The sequence below is a fragment of the Halobiforma lacisalsi AJ5 genome, assembly GCF_000226975.2.
Lineage (GTDB): Archaea > Halobacteriota > Halobacteria > Halobacteriales > Natrialbaceae > Natronobacterium > Natronobacterium lacisalsi.
The window spans coordinates 131,467-152,146 of record NZ_CP019286.1; the positions used below are offsets into that span (position 1 = coordinate 131,467).

Sequence of the window (20,680 nt, forward strand, 5' to 3'; positions counted from 1 at the left end):
CCCCGCGACAGAGGAAGAGATCCCCTGTAACGCGTGCGCGAAATCGGGGCAGGTCCAGTGTTACGATTGTAACGGGAACGGAAGGGAGAAGTGCCGAAAATGTGGTGGGACTAAATTTCGGACGGAGTCACAACGCTGCCCGATCTGTGACGGAGATTCGGGGAACAGGGACTGTTCCAAATGCGATGGCAGTGGACAGCTTACGAGCGAGGTCCCATGCTCGCACTGTGATGCAAAGGGCCACACCAGATGTCATGGATGTAGCGGAACCGGAGTGACTGACTGTGAGAACTGTGACGGGAACGGATTCCTTTGGCAGTTCGAAGCCGTCTATTTCGACCTGACGCGTAACATTCAGCTATCGGAGACCCCCTCTTGGTGGGGCGAGTCGAACCGCGAGTTTGCGAACGAAATTGACTGGAGTGAAGACGACATCCACATCCAGGAAACCGCAGAACACAGGTTCACGATTCGAACTCGCTCAAGCGAATCGATCTATGTTAGATTGACGTTCGGGGACGATTCGTACAACGCTGCTGTTATCGATCGTGGCGATCAGCCAATCGTCGTATGGGATCCGGAAACGTCGTACCCGCGAACATCGATTCGACGGAAACTTTCCGATCTAAAATCCCGCGTGCTCTGGTAGAGAAGTATGGAAACACTCGATTGGGTGGAATAATAGGCTGTTCGTAGAGAAGAGACAGTGAAGTTCTATTCGGTAGTGTACTCAGGCAGCGACGTATCGACACCAAGCATCTTTAGGTACGTCTCGTCTCCAGTTGCCTCAGCAAGTCCTTCGCAGAGTTCCTCGAGATCGTCTGTTTCCCAGCGCTCCAGATACTTTGTCGAGGATTTACCCTCTTCGAACAGGTAGCGGAGATATTGTGCTTTATCGAGATTGTTGAGATCACGGTCTTCATCACTGACCTTGTCCTGAATATACGCTTGGCGTTTTTGGTTGTCCCACGTACCTAAGATGAGGTCATTCCCGTCCATAAAGAAGAGTCGCATCTCCTTGAGCCCATCAGGGGTAGCGTTGGTCCCACGGCAGAGCTTGTTTAGGTCGTTGTACGTCGGTTTCCACTCCTCAAGAAGATCAAGGAAAACATCAATCTCACCAAGGTCACTTTCTTCTTGGATAATTCCATAGATTTCGTCGACAACCTCCTTTGCGGACATGGTCTCACCATCCCGACGGACTTCGCCGTGGTGGTTCGAATACTCCGCGAAACATTCTCCCATTTCAACGACGCCGATATCTCCTGCCGAAAGGTCACGTTCCGCCTCTAGTTGCTCTCGCGTGACTCCTGCAGTTCGAACGATGTTTCGTCGAAGGGATGTCCAACTGATTGGTTCTCTTTCTATTGCTGGTCTGGCTACGACAATAATATCGAATGAAACTGCTTCTCCCTTAGTTAGCTTCTGAAGATCTGCAGTAACAGGATACGTTGCGGTGACTACGAATCCCGAATCGCATAGCGCTTCGAGGAGTTCACCCCAAGACTCAGAGTCACTGTGATGATACGTAAACGTTAGAACACCATCTTCCTTCAATGCCTTGTGAACGACTTCGAAGGCCTCTCGCAGCTCAGCTTCGAACTCTTCGACCCCCTTATCTTGAGCAGGGTTAGCGACGATTTCGGACCTCGAAGTCTTGTCCGAACTAAAGCAGTCATACTCGTCCTCGAGGACAATCTTCTGCCACACGTAGAAGAAGTCTGAGAGTTCGGAATACAGCACGTTGTCGTAGTACGGCGGATCAGTGATCACCGCATCGTACTCGTTTTCGGCGTCGATATTCCTCAGATCGTCACAGATGACATTCGTATTTTCTCCGAGTGGAGTATCAAAACCTGGGGTTTCAATGGTTTCTCCATCCTCAATGTACCTATCAGTCGGAGCGTGTGCGTATTCGACAGCTCGTTTTATCAATTCAAACTTCCGGTAGAACGGTCCAGTTCCGTGCTTTAGACCCCAGACGTTATTTTCTGCAGGTCGCTGGGGTGGATCAAACGAGTTAGATTTGAAGATGTTAGTAATTTGATTATGGACATAATTATATCCAACCATCATATTATTTCTGTTAAGGCATCCAGTGAATGCTAATAGAAGATATTCTTTAATATTCTGGTCTTCTATTTTATCAATTTCTCGTAATATAGTACTAAGACATAAGAGTTGGCGTTCATTAAACATATCTGCCCAATTTTCATATCCAAACTCTTTGATATCGTGGGCTCCTGGGGCAGATCCCTCAAATTTTGTGGATGCAGTATACCAACCATCAGCGATTTTTTCAGTTGGAATATAGTTATGGAGATTCTCCTGCTGTTTCCATGAATCCTGTGCCGATTCAAAGAGTTCGTGATCACGCAAATCAACCGCTTTATATCCCTTTATATTTGATCTATCTACATTTGATTTATCATCGCAACTGGAACAATAGTACTCAAGAGCATAAAGACGTAGATCATAATCGCCTTGTTCGTTTATTGCATCTCTGATACCATACTTCTGACCACACTCTTCACACGTATAGTTACCTCCCCGAGTCACATTACCATCCTTAGGGACGAACTTGTGGTTGCAATGGTTACATTCGCAGTCATTTTGCCAATCCTCGACGAGTGTAATTGATTCGCATTTAGGGCAGTAGACATTGTATTTACCCTTGTTTTCGTATCGACCACGGCCAACACGGTAATCTTCAAACAGTGGAACGGTTTCACCACAAGAGATACAGTCTAATTCTTTTACCCATAGATAATACATCACGTCAGCTTCGTGATCACCGTTCGGACATGATGTCTTGTAGTACTGCTTTACTTCATCTTCGACCGCCTCTTTGATACCTTGGAAGGCTTCTTCCAACTCTTCAGGATCCGTTGAATGAGCTTCCATCTCTTTCTTTGTTATGAACCACGCAACAGGATTAATGTCGTATCCCGTTGCTTCAACACCAAATCGAGATGACTCTCCGAGCGATGTCCCACCACCCATGAATGGGTCAAGGACCTTCTTGTCACTCACTCGAACGTCCTTTGAATAGAGATCCCAGATTCCCTCTGGATTCGAGAGATCGATATCACGAATTGATTCTCGGATATCGTCGCTTTCAGTGAACATATCGAGCGTACCGTTCGAACCAGGATCTCGAACTTCGAACTCCGTTTCCTCATCGAGCAAGGTGTATAGAGAGATTGCTCGAAAAACGGATCCTGCACGTCGAGCCCACCATTTGTGCATACAATAGATCGGCCGATAGTACTCGCGTGCCCCACCGGTCGTTTCTTTTGATGCGATCTCATTGACCCGTTCGATCGGGAATCCGCGTTCAATAGGGAGTTCGGTCCGGTCACCGGACTGGTGATCCTGCGACATCGTTGATGTGTACGTCACAGACAGTGCGGTGATATAAATCTACTCGAGTCGTCGCCGGTTGGCGATCCACTATTGTGCTGGGTCCGGTAATTCATACATCGTCTCGAGTAGATCGGCACGTTCCGTATCTACTGTCGAGACTACTTTCGACACTGGCTCGTATGCTATTTCTGTCGCGCTGAGCGCAGTCGGGTTCGGCTCTTGAAGGATTTCGTAGCCTTCTACATCGATTTCAGTTACCTCTCCACTTGGCCCGAATAAGATACAGACCGTGTTCTCGTCAGCATACGCTGCCAGCTTTTCGGCTTTCTCCTCGAGATCCGATCCGGTTGCCTGCGTTACCTGCGCGAAGAGCGTCCCACCGTCATACTGGCCTACAATATCTACGTCTCGCATCGTACGGCCTACTGGTAGAGTCTGCGTGTACTCATCGTACGCTTCTTCGAGACGTAGGTATTCGTTGCAGAGGACCTCGAGTTGCGCCGGTGCGAGAAGTGAACTCGGATCATCGACGTCGTCTTCGATATCCCGAAGCGAGTCAGCACCCATATCGATTGCTCGCAAGTGTTCCTTAGCGGCGTACCAGTTGCAAAACGAGTGATGTCGTGGTCTTACCGCCGAAAGCAGCGGATAGTCGGTAAATGAAAACGACTTCGGTTCGTCATACGCATCGCATCCAATCAGTGGGAGCGCTTTGAATACCCATTCGTCCTCGAGTTCATCACCGTCGTTCTCATCGGGTACACCGGCCTCTCGTGCGGCCGTCTCTGATTCGTAGACAACTGGAGCCTCCCCCTTCTGACAGTAGATAATGTGGACGTCGGCCTCGGGATCGACTCGTCCGATGAGTATCGAATTCCCGTACTGGTCTACTCGATTCCCGTAATACGCACTGACGACAACTGGTCGCTCCTCGTCACGAGCGACTTTCCGCATTCGTCGAACTTCTTGGTACGCTCGAGATCGTCCATCATTCCCGTAGTCGGTCTCGTCAGTACTCGGAGAGTCGTCCCAATTGATCGCAACGTAGTGATTCTCCCGGACCCATCGAACGTGATCTGTCGTTCCACCGAGCTTGTGCCGAGCAAACATCGTTCGAACATCGTGACTCCGACCCATGTTCTGTCGTTTGAAGCCTATACAATCAATCCACTGATGTCTTAGAGATATGTCTCTAGTTCCGATATACAGAAAGCGAAACTAGACTTTGAGACAGATTTCTCAATCTTGTTTGTGGTTAACATTCATATGGGTGTAGTATCAATATCGCTATGAATGCCTCAATTGAAAGTTGGTGCGATTTTCGAGGCATCGATCGAATCAGTAATTCTGGGAACGCTGTCATCGAAGGTGACTCGAAGGGCTCATTTGCCTTACTCAGGTCAGGGTCCTGGGACGAAGGCGATACAGTGGCAGTAAAGATTTCCTCGAAGAACGGTAGTACGTACACCGCAGTTCCGATGTACGAGGAAGCTGGCGCGAGCGCACCCCCGCTGCATCACGACGGTGCAGGCGCGGGACAGACTCGGAGTGTGAACGACGCGTTTGCCTCACTCGAGGACCGAGAATTCGATCCGAAAACTCACGGCGCGCCCGAACTCGGAAAAGACTACACGCCGCCCAAGTCGAAGCGATCCTCGAGATCGAATTCGGAGAAGTCACTCAGAGATATCGCACAAAGCCTGGACGAGACGGAATTCACCGAGAAATAGCAGCCCGATTAGTCCTCACACATTGGCAGCTGACAAGAATGTTTTCCCGAGATCGTCTATAACCTGAGATACACCCAGAGCGGAATCTGAATGATTGGTTTGGCTCCGTCATCAACGACAGAAATTCCATCGTCTAGCGATTCTCGAGCGTTCGTCAGTACCACGCCAAACGCTGGTTCGCCATCAAGCACAGACGTTCCGCCATCGTCGAGTGTTCCGGCATACTGCTCATCCTGTACGTACTCCCGGCGCTGCTTCGCAAATGAGTCCGGCACGGAACTGTACAAGAGTTCATCGACGCGATCCTGCTCGCTCTCCCAGGCGTCCCCCTCAAGGAACTCCTGAAGCGCATCGAATTCAGGGGTATCTACACTCCGCTGGAGTTCGTCGAGACCTCGATTGTAGGACCAGAGCATTGGAATTGGGGTACCATTCAGTTTGAATACAAAGTCGACGGATTCCTTCGATCCGGCCCAGAACTTGACTACACCGCGTTTCGGATCATGTGGATGATTGAGTTCGTTCGACAGCCGGATCGTGTGATCGAACGCGACCGCCTTCGCCAGTGCCTCGTCTAGTCCGGGCTCACGCCGGAGCACGTCATTGAGATCATTCCGACAGAACGCGTTCGTGATTCCTGGATCCCGCAGGTAAAATCGGAGTTTCCGCGGACGCTGATTATCGTACTCTTGTGCTGCCGATAGCAGGTGAAGGCGTGAAAGTACACGGAGATACTTATCTCGGAGGGTTCGGCGATCGACATCGAGAACGTCGGTTAGCTCGTCGAAGCGTACATCCCCGGTCGGGTGTTCGTGAGCGGTGAGGGCACAAAACCGCTCCAAGCCGAGCGCGTCCTTTACCCCTCCAAGATTCGTCGTAGCATGAAGGAGGTCGTTTCTGAAGTCCGTGAGTAGCTCTCGCTGATGGGATTCGAAATCGACGTCGTCTCGTCCACGGATTATGTCGACAAACTGCTCCTCGTCAATCGAGACGTCGTCTCCGGCGATCCGGAGCGTCAGCGTTCCCCCGCTCGTACAGTAATTCGCGATCTCCCGCCGGACTGTCGATGAGTCAGTAATGGCGTCGCCGTTCTGGGCTTCAATTTCGGCTACGAATCGGTCAGCGTCCCCCGTTTCGACAGCCTCTCGCAACGCCTTTCGAACTGCGTTCTCATCGAATCGTTCAGTTGATGGTGCGAGTTCGATATCCCGGTATCGCATCTTGAGGAAATCGGAGAAGCCCATGGGATACAGCTCGCGTGTCTCCCCGAGTGGCCCCTCGTTCACTTCTGCAACGTCGGTCTCCTCGAATCGTTCCCGTACGGCTCCTCTCGAAAGCGCCGTGAACACGATCCGGCGTTCATCGTGCTCAGCAATCAAGTCTGTAAGAAGACGTTCCCAGCGACCGATATCTTGATTTCCGCGTTTGTTCGGACGTTCAATCGTATGGAGATCATCTAACAGTATGTAGTGGGGCGACGACCGAGGGCGCCGCAGGACGTGCGTCTCGAAGTGGTCCACGGCTGCTCGGAGCTGGTCTTCCGGCTGAAGTTGGAATACCGGATCATCTCGAAGAGGAATGTACAGAACGTTCGATGGGGGTACGAGGTGGTCTTGAGCCTGTTCACGCCTATCTGCATCTCGAACGAACTTCTCTACGAAATCCGGATCAATATGCGCAGAGACTAGTTGCTTGAGGAGGGCGCTTTTCCCAGCCCCGTCAGGCCCGGTAATGGGAATCAACCGCCGTTGCTGCTGATGGAGGTCGTCGTATGTCTGGTGAAAAATATTCTGGAGCGATGAATATTCCCCCGTTAGGCTCGCCTCTCGGCTACGCTCCCACCACGGGTTGTATTCCTCAAGTCGCTGGATGAGAATCTGCCCAGAAGTGAAGGACTCCGAGTCAAATTCCATAATTCAGTCTCAATTCTACCATTAATCCACATAGCTATGTTTCTTCGCATCCCACTATCTCAGGTCCTTTCCGCTATACATGTTGTTTTATAATACCTCCCCAGTATTCGTAAGCCAATGAGTAGCGAGAAGCCTCGATGGGAAAATTATGACCGCGAGGAAGCGGAGAAGTATAGCGGCTTCATACTTGGGTCAGCCTCAACGGCGACAAATTTCATCAATAAATCTTCTGATCCGAAAGCATTGAGATATGTGGTTGAAGAACTCACGGTTGATCGAAACGTTTCTGGTGATAATAATGAGGTCAGGAAAGCATTACTAACCTCGACGGATACACCATTTGAAGTTAAACAGACTGTCGCACAACGGAACTACAACCTGGGTGAGACACTCGTCCCGGATACAGTCAAGAAGAACGCGCTCACAGCTATCGAAGTCGGGAAGCCGATCGTTCTCTACGGCCCGACCGGCACCGGAAAGACATACTTCGCTAAGCAGCTTGCACTGGAGGCGTGCATCGACTACTCTATCCACACTGCGACGCCAACGTGGACGCCTGCAGATATCACCGGTAGCATCCAACCGGAGACGGACAAGGATGGGGATATCAAGTACCGTCGTCAGGCTGGTTGCGTCTCACAGGGCATCGAGAAAGCAAACGAGTATCAAGACAACTGGGGAGTCATTATCGACGAAATCACTCGGGCTGATATCTCCCAGGTGTTCGGTCCGCTGTATACCGCCATCGAGGACGAAGACCAGGTGATATTCCGTAATGACGACGGAGACCCGCTCACGCTCACCGATGACGTCAAGATCATCTGTACAATGAATATGTCGGACCGGACGGTGAACGAGCTCGACAATGCAATCACCCGTCGCTTCGCGATGATAGAACTCAGTCGCTACGGTGACGAGGAACGGGCCTCCCTGTTTGACCGCTGGATCGGAGAACTCGGATCCGATGTGGACATTGATCGCGACAAACTACAGGAACTCTTCGAGAGCCACCACCAAGGGATCAATGAGGGGACAACCACGAGCGGTGAGGACGGAATTATGGAGTTCGGGCCGATGCACTACGAAGACGTCACCCAGTTCCTCAAGCACGCCTGTGGGAACGGTGGACCGTACACAGGTGAAGAAGACGTCGCGGTCGGGCAGGCATTTGCGACCTATATTGCGCCCCGTCTCCTGAACACAGCGGCCTTGCCCCAGATCAATCGCCTTGCGAGTCACTACGAGACGCTCGACAACCAGTTTGAAGCATTCGACCTCAGTCCCGCTATGAACCTCGCGAACCAGCAAGCAGAGGCTGAGGAACGCGAGATGGGCGTCAGCGCCTATGAGTAAGGCTGTCCGCTACGACTACGGAACGTCGCTCTGCTCCGTCCAGGAGAATCGAAAGCTCATCATCGAGGACTGCGATCCGGATACGATCAATACCGAACTTCGGGCGGCGAACTTTGTTCGAGAAGGAAGCAAATTCGTCAAGAAGCGGCCTCGACTACGGACTCGATCCGGGCGAAATACCGATACGGATGCGCTTCAGGTTCTTTCGGTACGCCTCGTAGGTGACACACTCCATGTCAAGCCCTCAGACATCGTCGGCATCGTGAGGCTCGTCCCGGGGATGAGTGTTCAGGTCGAACCCAAAGTCGATTGGGAGCACGTCATCCAGATGCTCCTTACGGTCTACGACATCGACAGGACGCAGTCGTATTATGGGGTTCCACTCGACGAACTGGTGTCCAGCGGCATTGAATCCGCTCGCATTATCGCCATCCTGGCGATCAACTATGTTCGTGGCGTCCGAACGATCCGACGCGAGGGGTTCATTCGGGACCTCAATATTCATCGTCGAAACGGATTCGAGGGACTGGGCTCAATCGATGTCGAGCAGACGCTTATGAATCACGCTACCGGGAATCCGGCCCCGACCTGGGTCGAAACACAGGTCGAGTACGCTAACCCTGTGAATTCGGCGATTCATATGGCCGGGAAACTCCTCCTCAGACTGCTCCAGCAAGACCAAGACGGTCATCAGCACCCCCGTCAGGATGTGCTTCTTTCCATGGTTCATCAGGAGGTGGAACGGATGGAAGAGTTGGGAATTCAGAGTAGTCAGAAGCAAATCGGCGGCTATCGCCGGCTCTCCCTCCAAGATCTCCCCCGACAGCGCCATTACTACCGACGAGCCTTCCACACTGCCCAATCAATTCTCTCCTCGACGTTGCTTGGTCAGGCTGGCGGTGGCCCAGAGGAACTCCTCGTCGATTATGCGCTGAGCATGAATATACTGTTCCAGGATTATTCCAATCGAATTCTCAACCGGAAAATCGAAGCCCTACGCCGGATCGACTATCTGGACCAGCTGTCGGGAGTCAAATGTAAACCTGAGCCGTTGATCTATCCCTTTGCTGGAAACGCCGACGCCCGACATCAACCTGATCACCTCCTCACGGACGGGGAAGAAACGCTCGCGGTACTGGACTCCAAGTATTATCGGGAGGGCAAGAATCCAGCTAACGATTCTGGGTCCCGATCGAGGATGTTTGCGTACGCCTATCTCACAGAGACCGACCGGATGGCATTCCTCTGCCCCCAGTATCGCAATGTTCGGCTACCCGTACAACACACTGGGGCAGAGATAGAGGTCGTTTCGCCTGACGGTGACTTCACTTGTGAGGACTACGAGGATGGGATCCGAAAGTATATTTTGGAGACGCTGGCGATCAGCTATCCTGAGCTCCACGTTTTCGAGGCGACGACCGATGCGCACCTCAGTCTCAGTGGCGTTTCAGAGGAGGCCCTCTCGGAGGTCCACGATACGAACGGCCCGTTTAGTATCAGCAATCCCGCCACGTTCGCTGACCGGGTCATCGCGGCGATTGCATTTGCGTCCTATGGACCAAACAAACCGGAACTAGAGAATCAGGGCCGGTGGACAAAGTCCCGAATCAAAGAGGCATGTGCAAAGACCGATGAGGAAGACCATCCAAAATACCCGCAACATGAGACGACGTGCGTTCCGATATACGATCCTGGCGGGAATGACGACCATGGGACTGTGACTTTGCACTTCCTCAAGTCAGACCAAGAGGGAACCTCAGTAAGCACAGAAGGGCCATTTCCCCTGATGTAAGTCGTTGATGGTGTTACACGCGAAACGGTGCAACGAGCCATCCCGAATCCCGCTTCTTGATTTGCCGACCAAAAATTGGCTCCAAGGAGTAGAACTCATCATCGATTTCTACGTCGAACGAGTCACCGGCACCCTGGACATCACCGTCGACAACGAACTGAATCGCTGGTAACGGACGCTGGCTGTTGAGATAATCCATCTCTTGTCGCATCGTGGAAACCAGCTGGTCACGAAGATCATCGTCGTCTGTAAGGACGTCCTCGAGTCCCGCTACGCAGATCTCGTCAGGGAGATCTCGATTCTCGAGCTTCGTTACGAACTCTTCGACAGGAACTCGGTATTCGGCAGACTCTCGCTCACCGCTAACGATGATATTGTACATCCCCGCCACTGCGTCGATATTGCTCATGCCACCACCAACGTCTCACAGGGGTGTAAAATATGTTAGTCTCTGAGGAGCTGACGGAACGTCTCGTCCCCAGTGATGTCCGCAAGTTCAGATGCAACGTCCATCATTTCGCCAGTAACCTCCAGTTCACGGCGACCATCCCTCAGTTTGGTTTCGTCATCAGCGTCGTATCTGAGGAGCTGTACTTGTCCAAGAGCAGAGAGTTCGTCAGGGTCCTTAGCTTGGAGGTAGGAAAGCCGTTGCTCATCGTGCCATCGTAACAGCGTGAAGCCGTCTGCGGTGTCGAAAAGCGCCCGTTCCTGGAGGTCATTTGGGCTAATCTGTGTTCCTCTGCACAGGCGGTTCACATCGTTAAGTGTGGGGTTCTTCATTGCTAAGAGACTCAGATAGATTTCGTCGGGAGAAACGTCACCGGCGATGATGTCATAGATCTCGGCGACAACATCACTAGCGGACATGACCGTTCCGTCGCGGTGGACCTTTCCGTGATGGTTTGAATACTCACGGAAACACCGTCCAAGTTCGACGACGTTGATATCGCCTTCGGAGATGGTTTGTCCTTCCCGAATCTCCTCCCGTGTCCGTTGAGCAGTCCTGTGCATCTGCCGTCGGAGTGCAGACCAACTGATCGGGTCGCGATCCGACGCAGGTCGTGCGACCACGATCACGCTGAAGCTGAGCCCGTCACCCATTACGAACTCGCTGAGATTGGCCGAAATTGGATACGTCGCAGTTACGTCAAATCCTTCGTCGCACAGTGATTCTAGGAGCATCCCCCAGGACTCTTTCCCGCTGTGACGATACGTGAAGGCGAGGATGCCATCGTCTTTTAGCACGTCACCCATCCGCGAGAACGACTGCTTGAGCTCCCTCTCGAAGGTAGCTCCGTCTTTGTCGATAGCCGGATTCGCGACGATACTCTCTTCGCGAGGCGTCGTTTCGGGGTTGAAGCAGGGATACTCGTCGGCTAGAAGCAGCCGTTGCCAGACGTAAAAGAAGTCTGAGACCTCTGAATAGACGACATTGTCGTAGTATGGGGGATCAGTGATGATAGCGTCGTACTCCGATTCGAGCTCGACGTCCCGGACGTCGCCTTGGTGGAGTGTGTACTCGCCTCCGACTGGGTTCTCAAACGAAGCCGTCTCTTTAAGCTCTCCGTCCTCGAGGTAGCGTTCCGTCGGATGGTGGGCGAACTCGACGGCATTGACGATTTTCTCCCATGTATTCTTGAACGTGCCTCGGCCAGCTCTGGTTCCCCAGACGTTGTTTTCCGCATACTCAACCTGGGGTTGGTAGGTGTTCTGTCTGAAGATCCCCTCGATTTTCGTTCCGGAGATATTATAGATGGAAAAGTTATTCTGGAACATCAAGGAATCGCTGAAGGCGAGGAGGAGATACTCCTTGATAGTCTGATCGTCGACGTCATCGATTGCAGAGAGCAGCGTCGAAAGACAGTAGAGCTGGCGATCATTGAACATGTCCGACCACGTCTCGTAGCCGTGGCGGAAGACATCGTTTCCATTTATTCGAGATGCTGCTGTGATCGCGCCTTCGGGGATTTCGCCCTGTGGGACATACGCCTTCAGGTCCTCTGCAGAGTGCCACGCCTCGCTGGTGCGATCGAACTTGGTACGGTCTTCCTCGGTCGCCGCTTTGTAACCCTTGTAGGTAGACCGCTCTTTGCCTTCATCCTCACATGACCGACAGTAGTATTCGATCGCATAGAGCTCTTCAGTATACGATTGTCCGTCGGCAATCGCGTCAACAATGGGGTACTGCAAGCCACACGACGAACAACCGTAATTACCGCCTCGCGTCACTGGGCCGTTCGCTGGAACGAACTCGTGTCCGCACTCGGTGCAGATAGACTCACTACGATAATCATCGGTCAGGAAGACCGATTCACACTCAGGACAGTAGACGTTGTACTTGTCATCATTCTCGTAGCGACCGTTTGCGACACGGTAATCTTTGAATAGTGGAATCGTCTCCCCACAGGACGTGCAGTCTAGTTTCCGTACCCAGAACGCATAGACGATGTCTGCAACGTGATCTTCATCGTGAGGGCAGGCTGTCTTGTAGTGGGACTGGAGTTCGTCAGCGACAGCTGTTCTGACATCCTCGAAGGCCCGTTGAAGCTCGTCAATATCGACCTCATGAGCTTCGAGTTCCTTCTTGGAGATGAGCCATGCAACCGGATTCAGGTCGACACCGGTGACGTCAGCCCCAAAGCGGATGGCCTCCATGAGACTCGTTCCGCCACCCATGAACGGATCGAGGACGGTTTTCCCGTCGACGCGAATGTCTTTCGGATACAGCTCCCAGAGCGCGTCTGGATTAGTGAGACTGACCGCCTCGATGAGATCAGAGAGATCCTCAGCGGCGATGTCTTCTGAATCTCCGTCGCCGAAATCGGATAGATTCAGATTTTCCTGATCTGCAGTGTGGATTTCAACGGCGCTGGGATCATCGACTAACGAGTACAGAGAGATCGCCCTGAACACGCTCCCGAGCCGTCTGGCCCACCACTTGTGCATGGTGGACAGCGGCCGATAGTACATCTTGGCGCGTCCCTCTCGATCAGCGAGATCGTTCACCTGCTCGATAGGGAATCCCCGTTCGATAGGGAGCGTATCCCGCGAGTTCGCATCCGGGTCAGACATGATTGATGGTGGCCCCGCTTTCGTATTTGAAGATTGGCGTCATTCGAACTGGATGGTGATGTCGATGCTCGTGGCAGACTCGGGGATGTTCTCCAGAATGTCGGCGACGATCTCGTGAGATTGTCCGAGTTCGAGCTGAAGATCCGTGTGTGCCTGCTGGAACTCAGCGACACCTTGGAGTCCGCCTGGTGCTGCGTCTTCGCCCTCAGTGTTGAACGAGAGCGATCCGTAGGAGACAGAGCCAGACTCGTGTGATTCGTTCCACTCCTGGCGCATCTCAGCTGGACTGTCGCCCTGATATTCGAAGGTCCAGCCCTCTTCCGGAGGGATACGGAAGCCAGCGCCGGGGAACCAGTCTGCTGGATCCTCCGAACCCGTCGCGCCGACGACGTAGTGCGGGTCCTCTTTCCCAAGGTTGGAGAGCAGGAAGTGCTTGACTGCAGCTTCGGGTTCCCCTGCCGCGCAGTCACTCTGGATCGACTGCACCTGGAAAGTAGCTTCCTCCTCGAGGTCGCCGATATAGTTCAGGATGCGCTCACCGATGTCATCGGGAACCATCGGAGCAACGACAACAGAGGTCGGATCACGATCGCCGAGGGTACTGACATAGTCACCTCCGGTTTTGAGTTTGTATCCTTCGGAGAGGAGCGTACTTACTGCGCTGCGGAACGCAGACTCGGTGTTGTCCTGCGGGAGATACACTTCCGTGTCGTTGCGAATGGTCGTCAGCACCTGGCTGGTGTCAGCTTCTCCGGCGGCATCAACCGTCTCCTCGAAGCGATCACGAACCTCGTTCGGGCCGATCGTCTCAGCGTCCGAGACGTCGCGGAGCGTTGCGTCCCAGCGCACCTTGTCAAGGATTTCATTCCCACTGACGAGGACGTAGTGGTCCTCGTTTGTCAGCCGCCCAGCAGCCATCATGACGGCGTCTTTCGGGTCCTGATCGTGGATCCATACATCAGTACGCTTGCGAAGGTCGAGTTCGAACTGCTCTAGGTCGACCTCCTTCTTTCCCGCACCGAATCGACCACGGAGTTCGGATTCGACTTCTTCGGTCGACCACTTCTCGACGTCGTTCTCCAGAACGAGCACCGTGTCCTGAGTCAGACCACGGAGTTCGTCCTTGAAGCCGCTGCCGTCGTGGGCCAGAATCGGTTTATCCTCTAGCCCGTCTTCGACGGCGTTGACAACCGCTTGGACGCTCCCCGGGATGGGATACGTTGGGTCCATTAGGAACTGCTCGTAGATGTCGTCGATGGTCGTCTCGGAACGGCTATCGAGGCGATCGCGGACGATATCCCAGACGTGGCGCTGGAGGTCGAAGGGGTCCGCTTCCGCCGCTGCAGCGATGTTACTGGCGTTGAGGACGGGCTCGGTAGCGACGAAGTTCTCCAGCGACATCTCGGCCGCGTAGTCGAACTCATTGAGAAGGTCGTCACCGTCGATGATTTCTCCGTAGGCGCTCTCCAGGCGCTCTAGGAGGTCGTCCTCGTACTCGTCGTGAAGCTTTGCAATCTCCTCGCGGATCTCATCGGCCAAGTTTTCGTCCTGCTTTCGGATCTCCGCACCGATGACCTCCTTGGCTTTCCCAAGGAACTTCTCCTGCTGCGAGGTGGGCGAGATCGTCTTGCCGTTTTTCGGCTGGACGAATACGAGCGTGTTCCGCCACTGCCGACCAGCAGGCTGATTCTTGATGATCTCACCGACGCTATCCTCATCCCAAGGACCGTTTTTCACGACGGTTTTTATGTTCTGACTGTCGGGAACGTTCTCGAGTTCGCCGTCGACGTTGAACCCGACCGCGTGTGCGCCCGAGCCAAACAGCGTTTCGACCTTGTCGCCGACGAGTTCGATCGCGTCTTCGTCGTCAACGTCACGGGCGGCGTTTTTCACAAGCGAGCGCGGGTTCTCATCCTCGCGGATGACGTAGCGGTCGTCGGAGCGCCAGAGGTGGTAGACCTCGCCTTGGAGGCGCTCGAGGTCGACGATGATGTCGTTGATGCGGTCGCCAGCGTGATAGGTTCCGATGACGATGTCGGAAGTGGTCGCGCCTTCCGCGAGTCCCGGCGTGAGCGAGTAGATGAGAACGGTACTGAGGATAGGCCGGCCGTAGGAGATGTCCGCGTCCGCGAGGCGCTCTCGGATGTCGTCGTAACACCGATCCGGCCGGGAATGTTCGACGTTGATCCGGGTGAGTTCGTCATTGTACTCGACGGCGTCGACTGCGCCGTGCGTGATGAGGTCAGTGTCCTGGTACTGGTCAACGAGTACCTTCGCGAAGAGATAGAGCATCCCCCGGGTTGCCCCTGACTCGGTTTCCGCGAAGTAGCGGGTTTTCAGCGAGTCGATGAGGATCGGGTGGAACGGGTAGGTATCGTACATTTCCTCGCGGAGGCCGTCCGGAAGATCGACGTAGTCCGTATCCGCGTAGGCTTCGATGTACTGGTCGACGAGCGTGCGCATCGCCGACCGGTCGTTGATAGAGTCAACGAGTCGGTGACGGAGGACCTCCCGGATGTCGACCTGATTGGACATGTTGACCTCGACGCGCTGCTGGCGCGACAGGATATCATGGACGTCCGACCCCTCGCGAAGGACGGAAACGAACGAATAGAGTTCAGTATCGGGGCTCGTGGACGTTTCGAGTAGAGCCTGGAGAAAGCCCTTGTTTGCACCCTTGCGCTGGCCTTTGAGCGCCTGGAAAAAGTCCTCGAGCTCATCCATGAAGAACGCAACCGTACGGTCACCCACCGCGTCCTTGATGACGTCTATCGTAGGGTAGCCTCCCTCGTCGTCGTATTCGCTTTCATCTGGTTCGTAGTCAAGTGCGTCGAACAGCGGCTCCCAGAGGTACTGGTATTGTTTTTTCTGGAGCGAGACGACGATCGGAACAGCGTCGTCAGGAAGCGCATCACCGAGGCCCTCGATTCGGCCATCGGCCCAATCGCTGACGACATCGGGGGATTGGAAACAGTGGTACATCGCCACCATCTGGTGAGATTTACCGGTCCCGTACGGACCGTACATCTCGTGTATGCGCGTGTTGTCCTCTCCCTCAAGGGTGTCACGGAGGCGCTTCATCGAGTCCTCCAACCCACCAGTCAGAAGCGTGCGATCAAAAAATCTCTCCGCATCAGATTCCAGCGTGTCGGCATCACTGTCGACATCGTAGAGGCGAATCTGACCTTTGATCAGGCTGCCGCCCTCAGTAAGTTCTGGGCTGAGCGTCAGCACGTCATCGATTTTTGTGTTGAGAGTTCCTTCTGCGCTCATATCTGTCTGACACAATGGCCGACCATCTTATGAAAGTATGTATCTTTACCGCTGTCAACTTCAGCTATCCAGCTGTTACCGATTTCAGATTAGCCTAAAAGAATATATTCAACATTATAATGTCTATTAGACCATTCTCAGGGCAGTTATCGTGGAGAACACCATACGATCGACACAGAAGAAAGGAACTCTACCAAGTTGAGGCCTATTGTGTGTCTATTCAGGGTCCACCGTAGACAGCTGTCAATTAGTTTTCCAAATCTCTACTGAGTAGACTCTAAACTGGTTAGTAAAAACTATTACTTAGTAGTGTATTGGTAGAGGTATGACGACAGAGAAACGATCCGTCGTGTTCACCAGCGAGGGGATTACCGTCAAGGAAGAGCGCAAAGCACCGCTTTCGAACGATACGAAGTACGTCACTATCGACGAGCTCGAGTGGGACGATTTCCCGATCGAGAACCTCACGATGGAGGTTACGAATATTTGGCCGCAATTGAGTGACGAAGACGATACCGCGCTAGAAGCCCTGGAGTTCGAAGTAGAACGTCTGGAGCGATCCGATGCCCAAACCGAAGCGTCGACGTCGGACGACTTCTGGGAGCAGGTGTACGAACAGACGGGAATCACATACGAGGACGGAGAGATCACACTCAGTGGGAATAAGAACGCCAAGGATAACCTGGTCGCGTTTGTCGACTTCCTGCTCGTCAACGGATACCTCACGGAAGGCGATCTCCCGATCAAAAGCGGCTGGAAGCGGTACCTGATCAATACGGAACCGCTTCATCAGAAGGGAGGATCGATGGCAGAGGACGTCGAGGTCACTGATGGGGTCTATCTCGAGACGAAGTATAGTCGAAAAGACATCTGCAAGAAGATCAAGGAACTCGCAGAGCGGGTCGGTGAACTGGAATAACGATGTCATCGCAAATCGAGCACCAAGATGAACAGCAACGAATCGCAGAACTCGAGCAACGAGTAGCTACACTTGAACGCCTCCACGACGACCAGATACTCGAGTGGGCACGGCGGAAACAGCAGGGCCACGAGGAAGCCAAACGTCGCGATGCCCGCGAAAAGCTTGAGACTGGCGAGGTACGGACGATCGTCATTCAGAGTCCGCCTGGCGAGGAAGGGCCGGACGCGTTCGCGAAAATAGAGGGAGTCGCCACATTCGTCGACCCGGCGGGGCAGGATCTGCCGAGTGGTGCTACCGTCCAGGCAAAGCTGACTGACGTTCGAGAAAGTTCCGCAAACGCGATCGCCCTCGAGGTCCTCGACGACCAGCCCTAGTCCTCAGTGAACTCGAGCAGAGACGTATCGACACCGAGCATCTTCAGGTATGTGTCGTCACCCGTAGCCTCGGCAAGTCCCTCACAGACGTCTTGGAGTTCGTCAGTATCCCACTGCTCGAGATATTCACTCGTCGACTTGTCCTGTTCGAAGCGGTACCGGAGGAAGTGTGCTTTATCGAGAGCAGTGAGATCACCATTGTCCTCCTGGACCTTGCTCTGGACGTAGGCCTGGCGTTTTTTGTCAGCCCAATCACAGAGATTGAAGTCACCACCGTCCACATCGAATAGCACCATCTCTCTCATGGATTTTTCAGCGGCGTCAGAGCGTTTGAGGTGCTTATTCAGACTATCATATGTAGGCTGTCGTTCCTCAAGAAGATCCAGATACACATCCTGCTCACCACGTTCCCCCTTCTGTATGATTCCGTAAATTTCATCGACGACTTCTTTCGCCGTCATACCTTCTCTAGCTCCTCTGATTTGATTATGATGCTTAGAATATTCTTGGAAGCACTTCCCCATCTCGATCACACCGATATCCCCTCCGGTAAGATCCCTATTTTTCTCAAGTGTTTCACGTGTTTCTTGAGCCGTTCTTACGATTTGACGACGCAAAGAATTCCAAGAAATCGGAGTAGTAGAATCAATAGGACGAGCTACAATTACGATATCAAAAGCTACAGCTTCGTCTTTATTGAACTTGTTCAGATCAGAATTTATTGGGTAAGTGGCTGTCACTTCAAAGCCGTTCTCACAAAGCGATTTCAGAAGTTCACCCCAAGACTCTTCGTCACTGTGATGATATGTGAACGCGAGAACACCGTTTTCCTTGAGGGCCTTATTTATGACATTCAGTGCTTCTCCCATCTCGTGTTCAAAATCATCAGCGGTCTTATCAAGATGTGGATTAGTTACGATAGATTCGGTTCTCGGAGTCTGATCCCGATCAAATCCGGGATAAACATCTTCCAGAAGGATCTTTTGCCAGACATAAAAATAATCAGCAACCTCCGAGTAGATTATATTATCATAGTACGGAGGATCAGTGATAACAGCATCAAATTCAGATTCAGCAGTAATATTACGCATATCATCCTGATATATTTGGGCGTTCAAACCTATCGGTTGAGAGAATTCTTCTGTTTCGAGAGTTTCTCCATCTTCCCTATATCGTTCAGTGGGGGAACCAGCATATTCGACACCGTTCTTTACCATATCCCACATTGCGGTGAACGTTCCTGTCCCGAATTTAGTACCCCAAACATTATTCTCCACGGGAAGTTGGGGGGAGACAAACGAGTTTTTATTAAATAGATTAGAAATGAGATTTTTGCCAGGATTATACGAAGTCATTATGGTATTATAGTTTAGTGCTTCAGATAGAGCTAGTAGTAAATATTCTCTAGCAGGATTTTCTATATCATCAATAGACTTCATCAGCTTTGAGAGGCAAAGCAGCTGCCTCTCATTAAACATATCTGTCCAGTCTTCCAGACCATGTTGAAAGACATCATTTCCACTTACCGAAGAGGCCGCTGTAATCGCTCCCTCAGGGATCGGTTCATGTGGAACAAATTCATGTAGATCAGTACGAGTTTGCCATTCGCGTTTAGCATCTTCGAACAGATTCTTATCACGCCCATCAGCCCCTTTGTAGCTTTTGTACTCGCTCTTCGAATGGCCCTGTGTATCACACTCAGAACAATAATACTCCACAGCATAGAGACGTTGGTTGGGTTTCCCCTGAGAGGCTATAGCATCGGTTATAGATTCCTTTTGGCCACATTTGGGACAGGTGTAGTAACCCCCCCGAGTAACATGACCGTTTTTCGGGACGAATTGGTTGTTACAGTGATCGCATTCACTTTTATCCTGCCAATCATCCACTAGCGTAACTCCTTCACAATCAGGACAGGATACATAATATTTGTCTTTATTTTCGCCATACCGACCTTTGGCTACGCGATAATCTTTGAACAACGGGACTGTGTGACCACATGAAACACAATCTAGTTCTTTATACCAGAAGTTGTATATCACATCAGCATCGTGGTCGCCGTGAGGACAAGATGTTCGATAGTATTTTTGAATTTCGTTGGCAACCTCCTCTTTTATTTCTTCAAATGCTTCTTCAAGCTGGTCTACATTAGTCTGTCCGGCTTCAAGTTGCATTTTCGTGACAAACCATGCGACAGGATTCAGGTCTATACCGACAGATTCCACGCCGAATCGAGATGCTTCAACCAGAGAGGTTCCTCCTCCCATAAAGGGGTCGAGAATTTTCTGATTCTTAATCCGGACATCTTTAGTGTAAAAATCCCAGAGCGATTCGGGATCATCCATAGATATCTGCGATATTGCCTCAATGAGGTCATCCTTGCCGAGACCATTGTTACCGAGCGTTTGATTTTCACCTGGATCATACACATCTATCCCCTCAGAGGAAGTCCGGTCGTTGAGGAGCGTGTAGAGTGTAATAGCACGAAAAAGGCATCCTGGGCGACGTGCCCACCATTTATGCATCGTGTATATAGGCCGGTAATGCTGCTTGGCCAGCCCCTCTTTCTCAGCGATTTCGTTCACCCGCTCAATCGGGAAGCCACGTTCGATAGGGAGTTCAGAACGACCTTCCTCTCGTGGTTGCTGCTCAGACATTTGATATCCTTCCATTTTCACGAGAGACATATAAATCTGGTACTACGCTTGCCTGTCACAGACGAAGTTGGAATTCGACAGTGGTGGTATTGCTGTCAGTAAGAGGTCCTCGTCTCCATTGTAATCATCTGTTCTAGTTTAGCGACGGGGTGAAGCAGGATCTCAGCAGAGACTATACCAAATTGGAGTGGACTGGCTCAGGAGAGTGGGTCGCTGGAACAGGCAGTC

General features: G+C 52.3%; 11 protein-coding genes. 4 read left to right on the forward strand and 7 right to left on the reverse strand.

What is annotated here, in order from left to right; genetic code table 11:
- Positions 1-714: 714 nt before the first annotated feature.
- From CHINAEXTREME_RS20885 to CHINAEXTREME_RS20900, 3 genes are all read right to left on the reverse strand, one after another.
- Entirely contained in the window at positions 715-3,384 is a 2,670-nt protein-coding gene (locus tag CHINAEXTREME_RS20885; RefSeq protein WP_085946403.1) for a DUF1156 domain-containing protein, read from the reverse strand.
- A gap of 69 nt (positions 3,385-3,453) precedes the next feature.
- Complete coding sequence (locus CHINAEXTREME_RS20890) at positions 3,454-4,320, reverse strand: hypothetical protein (RefSeq protein ID WP_007143068.1); 867 nt, start codon at positions 4,318-4,320, stop codon at positions 3,454-3,456.
- Between the two features lie 832 nt (positions 4,321-5,152).
- The gene (locus tag CHINAEXTREME_RS20900) at positions 5,153-7,009 is read right to left on the reverse strand and encodes a DUF4143 domain-containing protein (protein WP_007143070.1); all 1,857 of its coding nucleotides are present in this window, start codon (positions 7,007-7,009) and stop codon (positions 5,153-5,155) included.
- Between the two features lie 117 nt (positions 7,010-7,126).
- Between CHINAEXTREME_RS20900 and CHINAEXTREME_RS20905 the strand changes: the two genes are divergently transcribed.
- Together CHINAEXTREME_RS20905 and CHINAEXTREME_RS20910 are read left to right on the forward strand one after the other, a co-directional pair.
- Entirely contained in the window at positions 7,127-8,362 is a 1,236-nt protein-coding gene (locus CHINAEXTREME_RS20905; protein ID WP_010546867.1) for an AAA family ATPase, read from the forward strand.
- Positions 8,355-10,154, forward strand: a complete 1,800-nt coding sequence (locus CHINAEXTREME_RS20910) for a hypothetical protein (RefSeq protein ID WP_007143072.1) — start codon at positions 8,355-8,357, stop codon at positions 10,152-10,154. The genes CHINAEXTREME_RS20905 and CHINAEXTREME_RS20910 overlap by 8 nt, the downstream gene beginning before the upstream one ends.
- 13 nt (positions 10,155-10,167) lie before the next feature.
- Here the strand turns inward: CHINAEXTREME_RS20910 and CHINAEXTREME_RS20915 are convergent, their stop codons facing one another.
- Genes CHINAEXTREME_RS20915 through CHINAEXTREME_RS20925 form a run of 3 tightly spaced genes read right to left on the reverse strand, consistent with a single transcriptional unit; the run spans position 10,168 to position 16,499 of the window.
- A complete protein-coding gene (locus CHINAEXTREME_RS20915) occupies positions 10,168-10,563 on the reverse strand; it encodes a hypothetical protein (protein WP_007143073.1) in 396 nt (131 codons plus the stop codon).
- Positions 10,564-10,598: 35 nt separating this feature from the next.
- The gene (locus CHINAEXTREME_RS20920) at positions 10,599-13,226 is read right to left on the reverse strand and encodes a DUF1156 domain-containing protein (protein ID WP_007143074.1); all 2,628 of its coding nucleotides are present in this window, start codon (positions 13,224-13,226) and stop codon (positions 10,599-10,601) included.
- A 39-nt stretch (positions 13,227-13,265) separates the two neighbouring features.
- Positions 13,266-16,499, reverse strand: coding sequence for a DUF499 domain-containing protein (locus tag CHINAEXTREME_RS20925; RefSeq protein ID WP_029601777.1), 3,234 nt, complete (start codon positions 16,497-16,499; stop codon positions 13,266-13,268).
- Positions 16,500-16,824: 325 nt separating this feature from the next.
- On the opposite strand from CHINAEXTREME_RS20925, the gene CHINAEXTREME_RS20930 reads away from it, so the two are divergent.
- A complete protein-coding gene (locus CHINAEXTREME_RS20930; RefSeq protein WP_007143077.1) occupies positions 16,825-17,418 on the forward strand; it encodes a hypothetical protein in 594 nt (197 codons plus the stop codon).
- 2 nt (positions 17,419-17,420) lie between these two features.
- Entirely contained in the window at positions 17,421-17,795 is a 375-nt protein-coding gene (locus tag CHINAEXTREME_RS20935; protein ID WP_029601778.1) for a hypothetical protein, read from the forward strand.
- Here the strand turns inward: CHINAEXTREME_RS20935 and CHINAEXTREME_RS20940 are convergent.
- Positions 17,792-20,452 (reverse strand): DUF1156 domain-containing protein, encoded by a 2,661-nt coding sequence (locus CHINAEXTREME_RS20940; RefSeq protein ID WP_076738806.1) that lies wholly within the window; start codon positions 20,450-20,452, stop codon positions 17,792-17,794. The two genes, CHINAEXTREME_RS20935 and CHINAEXTREME_RS20940, sit on opposite strands and share 4 nt — an antisense overlap.
- Positions 20,453-20,680: the final 228 nt, after the last annotated feature.

Excerpts from the sequence above, each read along its gene's own strand:
- CHINAEXTREME_RS20900 (WP_007143070.1), bottom strand. The coding sequence starts at position 7,009 with ATGGAATTTGACTCGGAGTCCTTCACTTCTGGGCAGATTCTCATCCAG.
- CHINAEXTREME_RS20905 (WP_010546867.1), top strand. The coding sequence starts at position 7,127 with ATGAGTAGCGAGAAGCCTCGATGGGAAAATTATGACCGCGAGGAAGCG.
- CHINAEXTREME_RS20885 (WP_085946403.1), bottom strand. The coding sequence starts at position 3,384 with ATGTCGCAGGATCACCAGTCCGGTGACCGGACCGAACTCCCTATTGAA.
- CHINAEXTREME_RS20920 (WP_007143074.1), bottom strand. The coding sequence starts at position 13,226 with ATGTCTGACCCGGATGCGAACTCGCGGGATACGCTCCCTATCGAACGG.
- CHINAEXTREME_RS20930 (WP_007143077.1), top strand. The coding sequence starts at position 16,825 with ATGACGACAGAGAAACGATCCGTCGTGTTCACCAGCGAGGGGATTACC.
- CHINAEXTREME_RS20935 (WP_029601778.1), top strand. The coding sequence starts at position 17,421 with ATGTCATCGCAAATCGAGCACCAAGATGAACAGCAACGAATCGCAGAA.
- CHINAEXTREME_RS20910 (WP_007143072.1), top strand. The coding sequence starts at position 8,355 with ATGAGTAAGGCTGTCCGCTACGACTACGGAACGTCGCTCTGCTCCGTC.
- CHINAEXTREME_RS20915 (WP_007143073.1), bottom strand. The coding sequence starts at position 10,563 with ATGAGCAATATCGACGCAGTGGCGGGGATGTACAATATCATCGTTAGC.
- CHINAEXTREME_RS20940 (WP_076738806.1), bottom strand. The coding sequence starts at position 20,452 with ATGTCTGAGCAGCAACCACGAGAGGAAGGTCGTTCTGAACTCCCTATC.
- CHINAEXTREME_RS20925 (WP_029601777.1), bottom strand. The coding sequence starts at position 16,499 with ATGAGCGCAGAAGGAACTCTCAACACAAAAATCGATGACGTGCTGACG.
- CHINAEXTREME_RS20890 (WP_007143068.1), bottom strand. The coding sequence starts at position 4,320 with ATGCGGAAAGTCGCTCGTGACGAGGAGCGACCAGTTGTCGTCAGTGCG.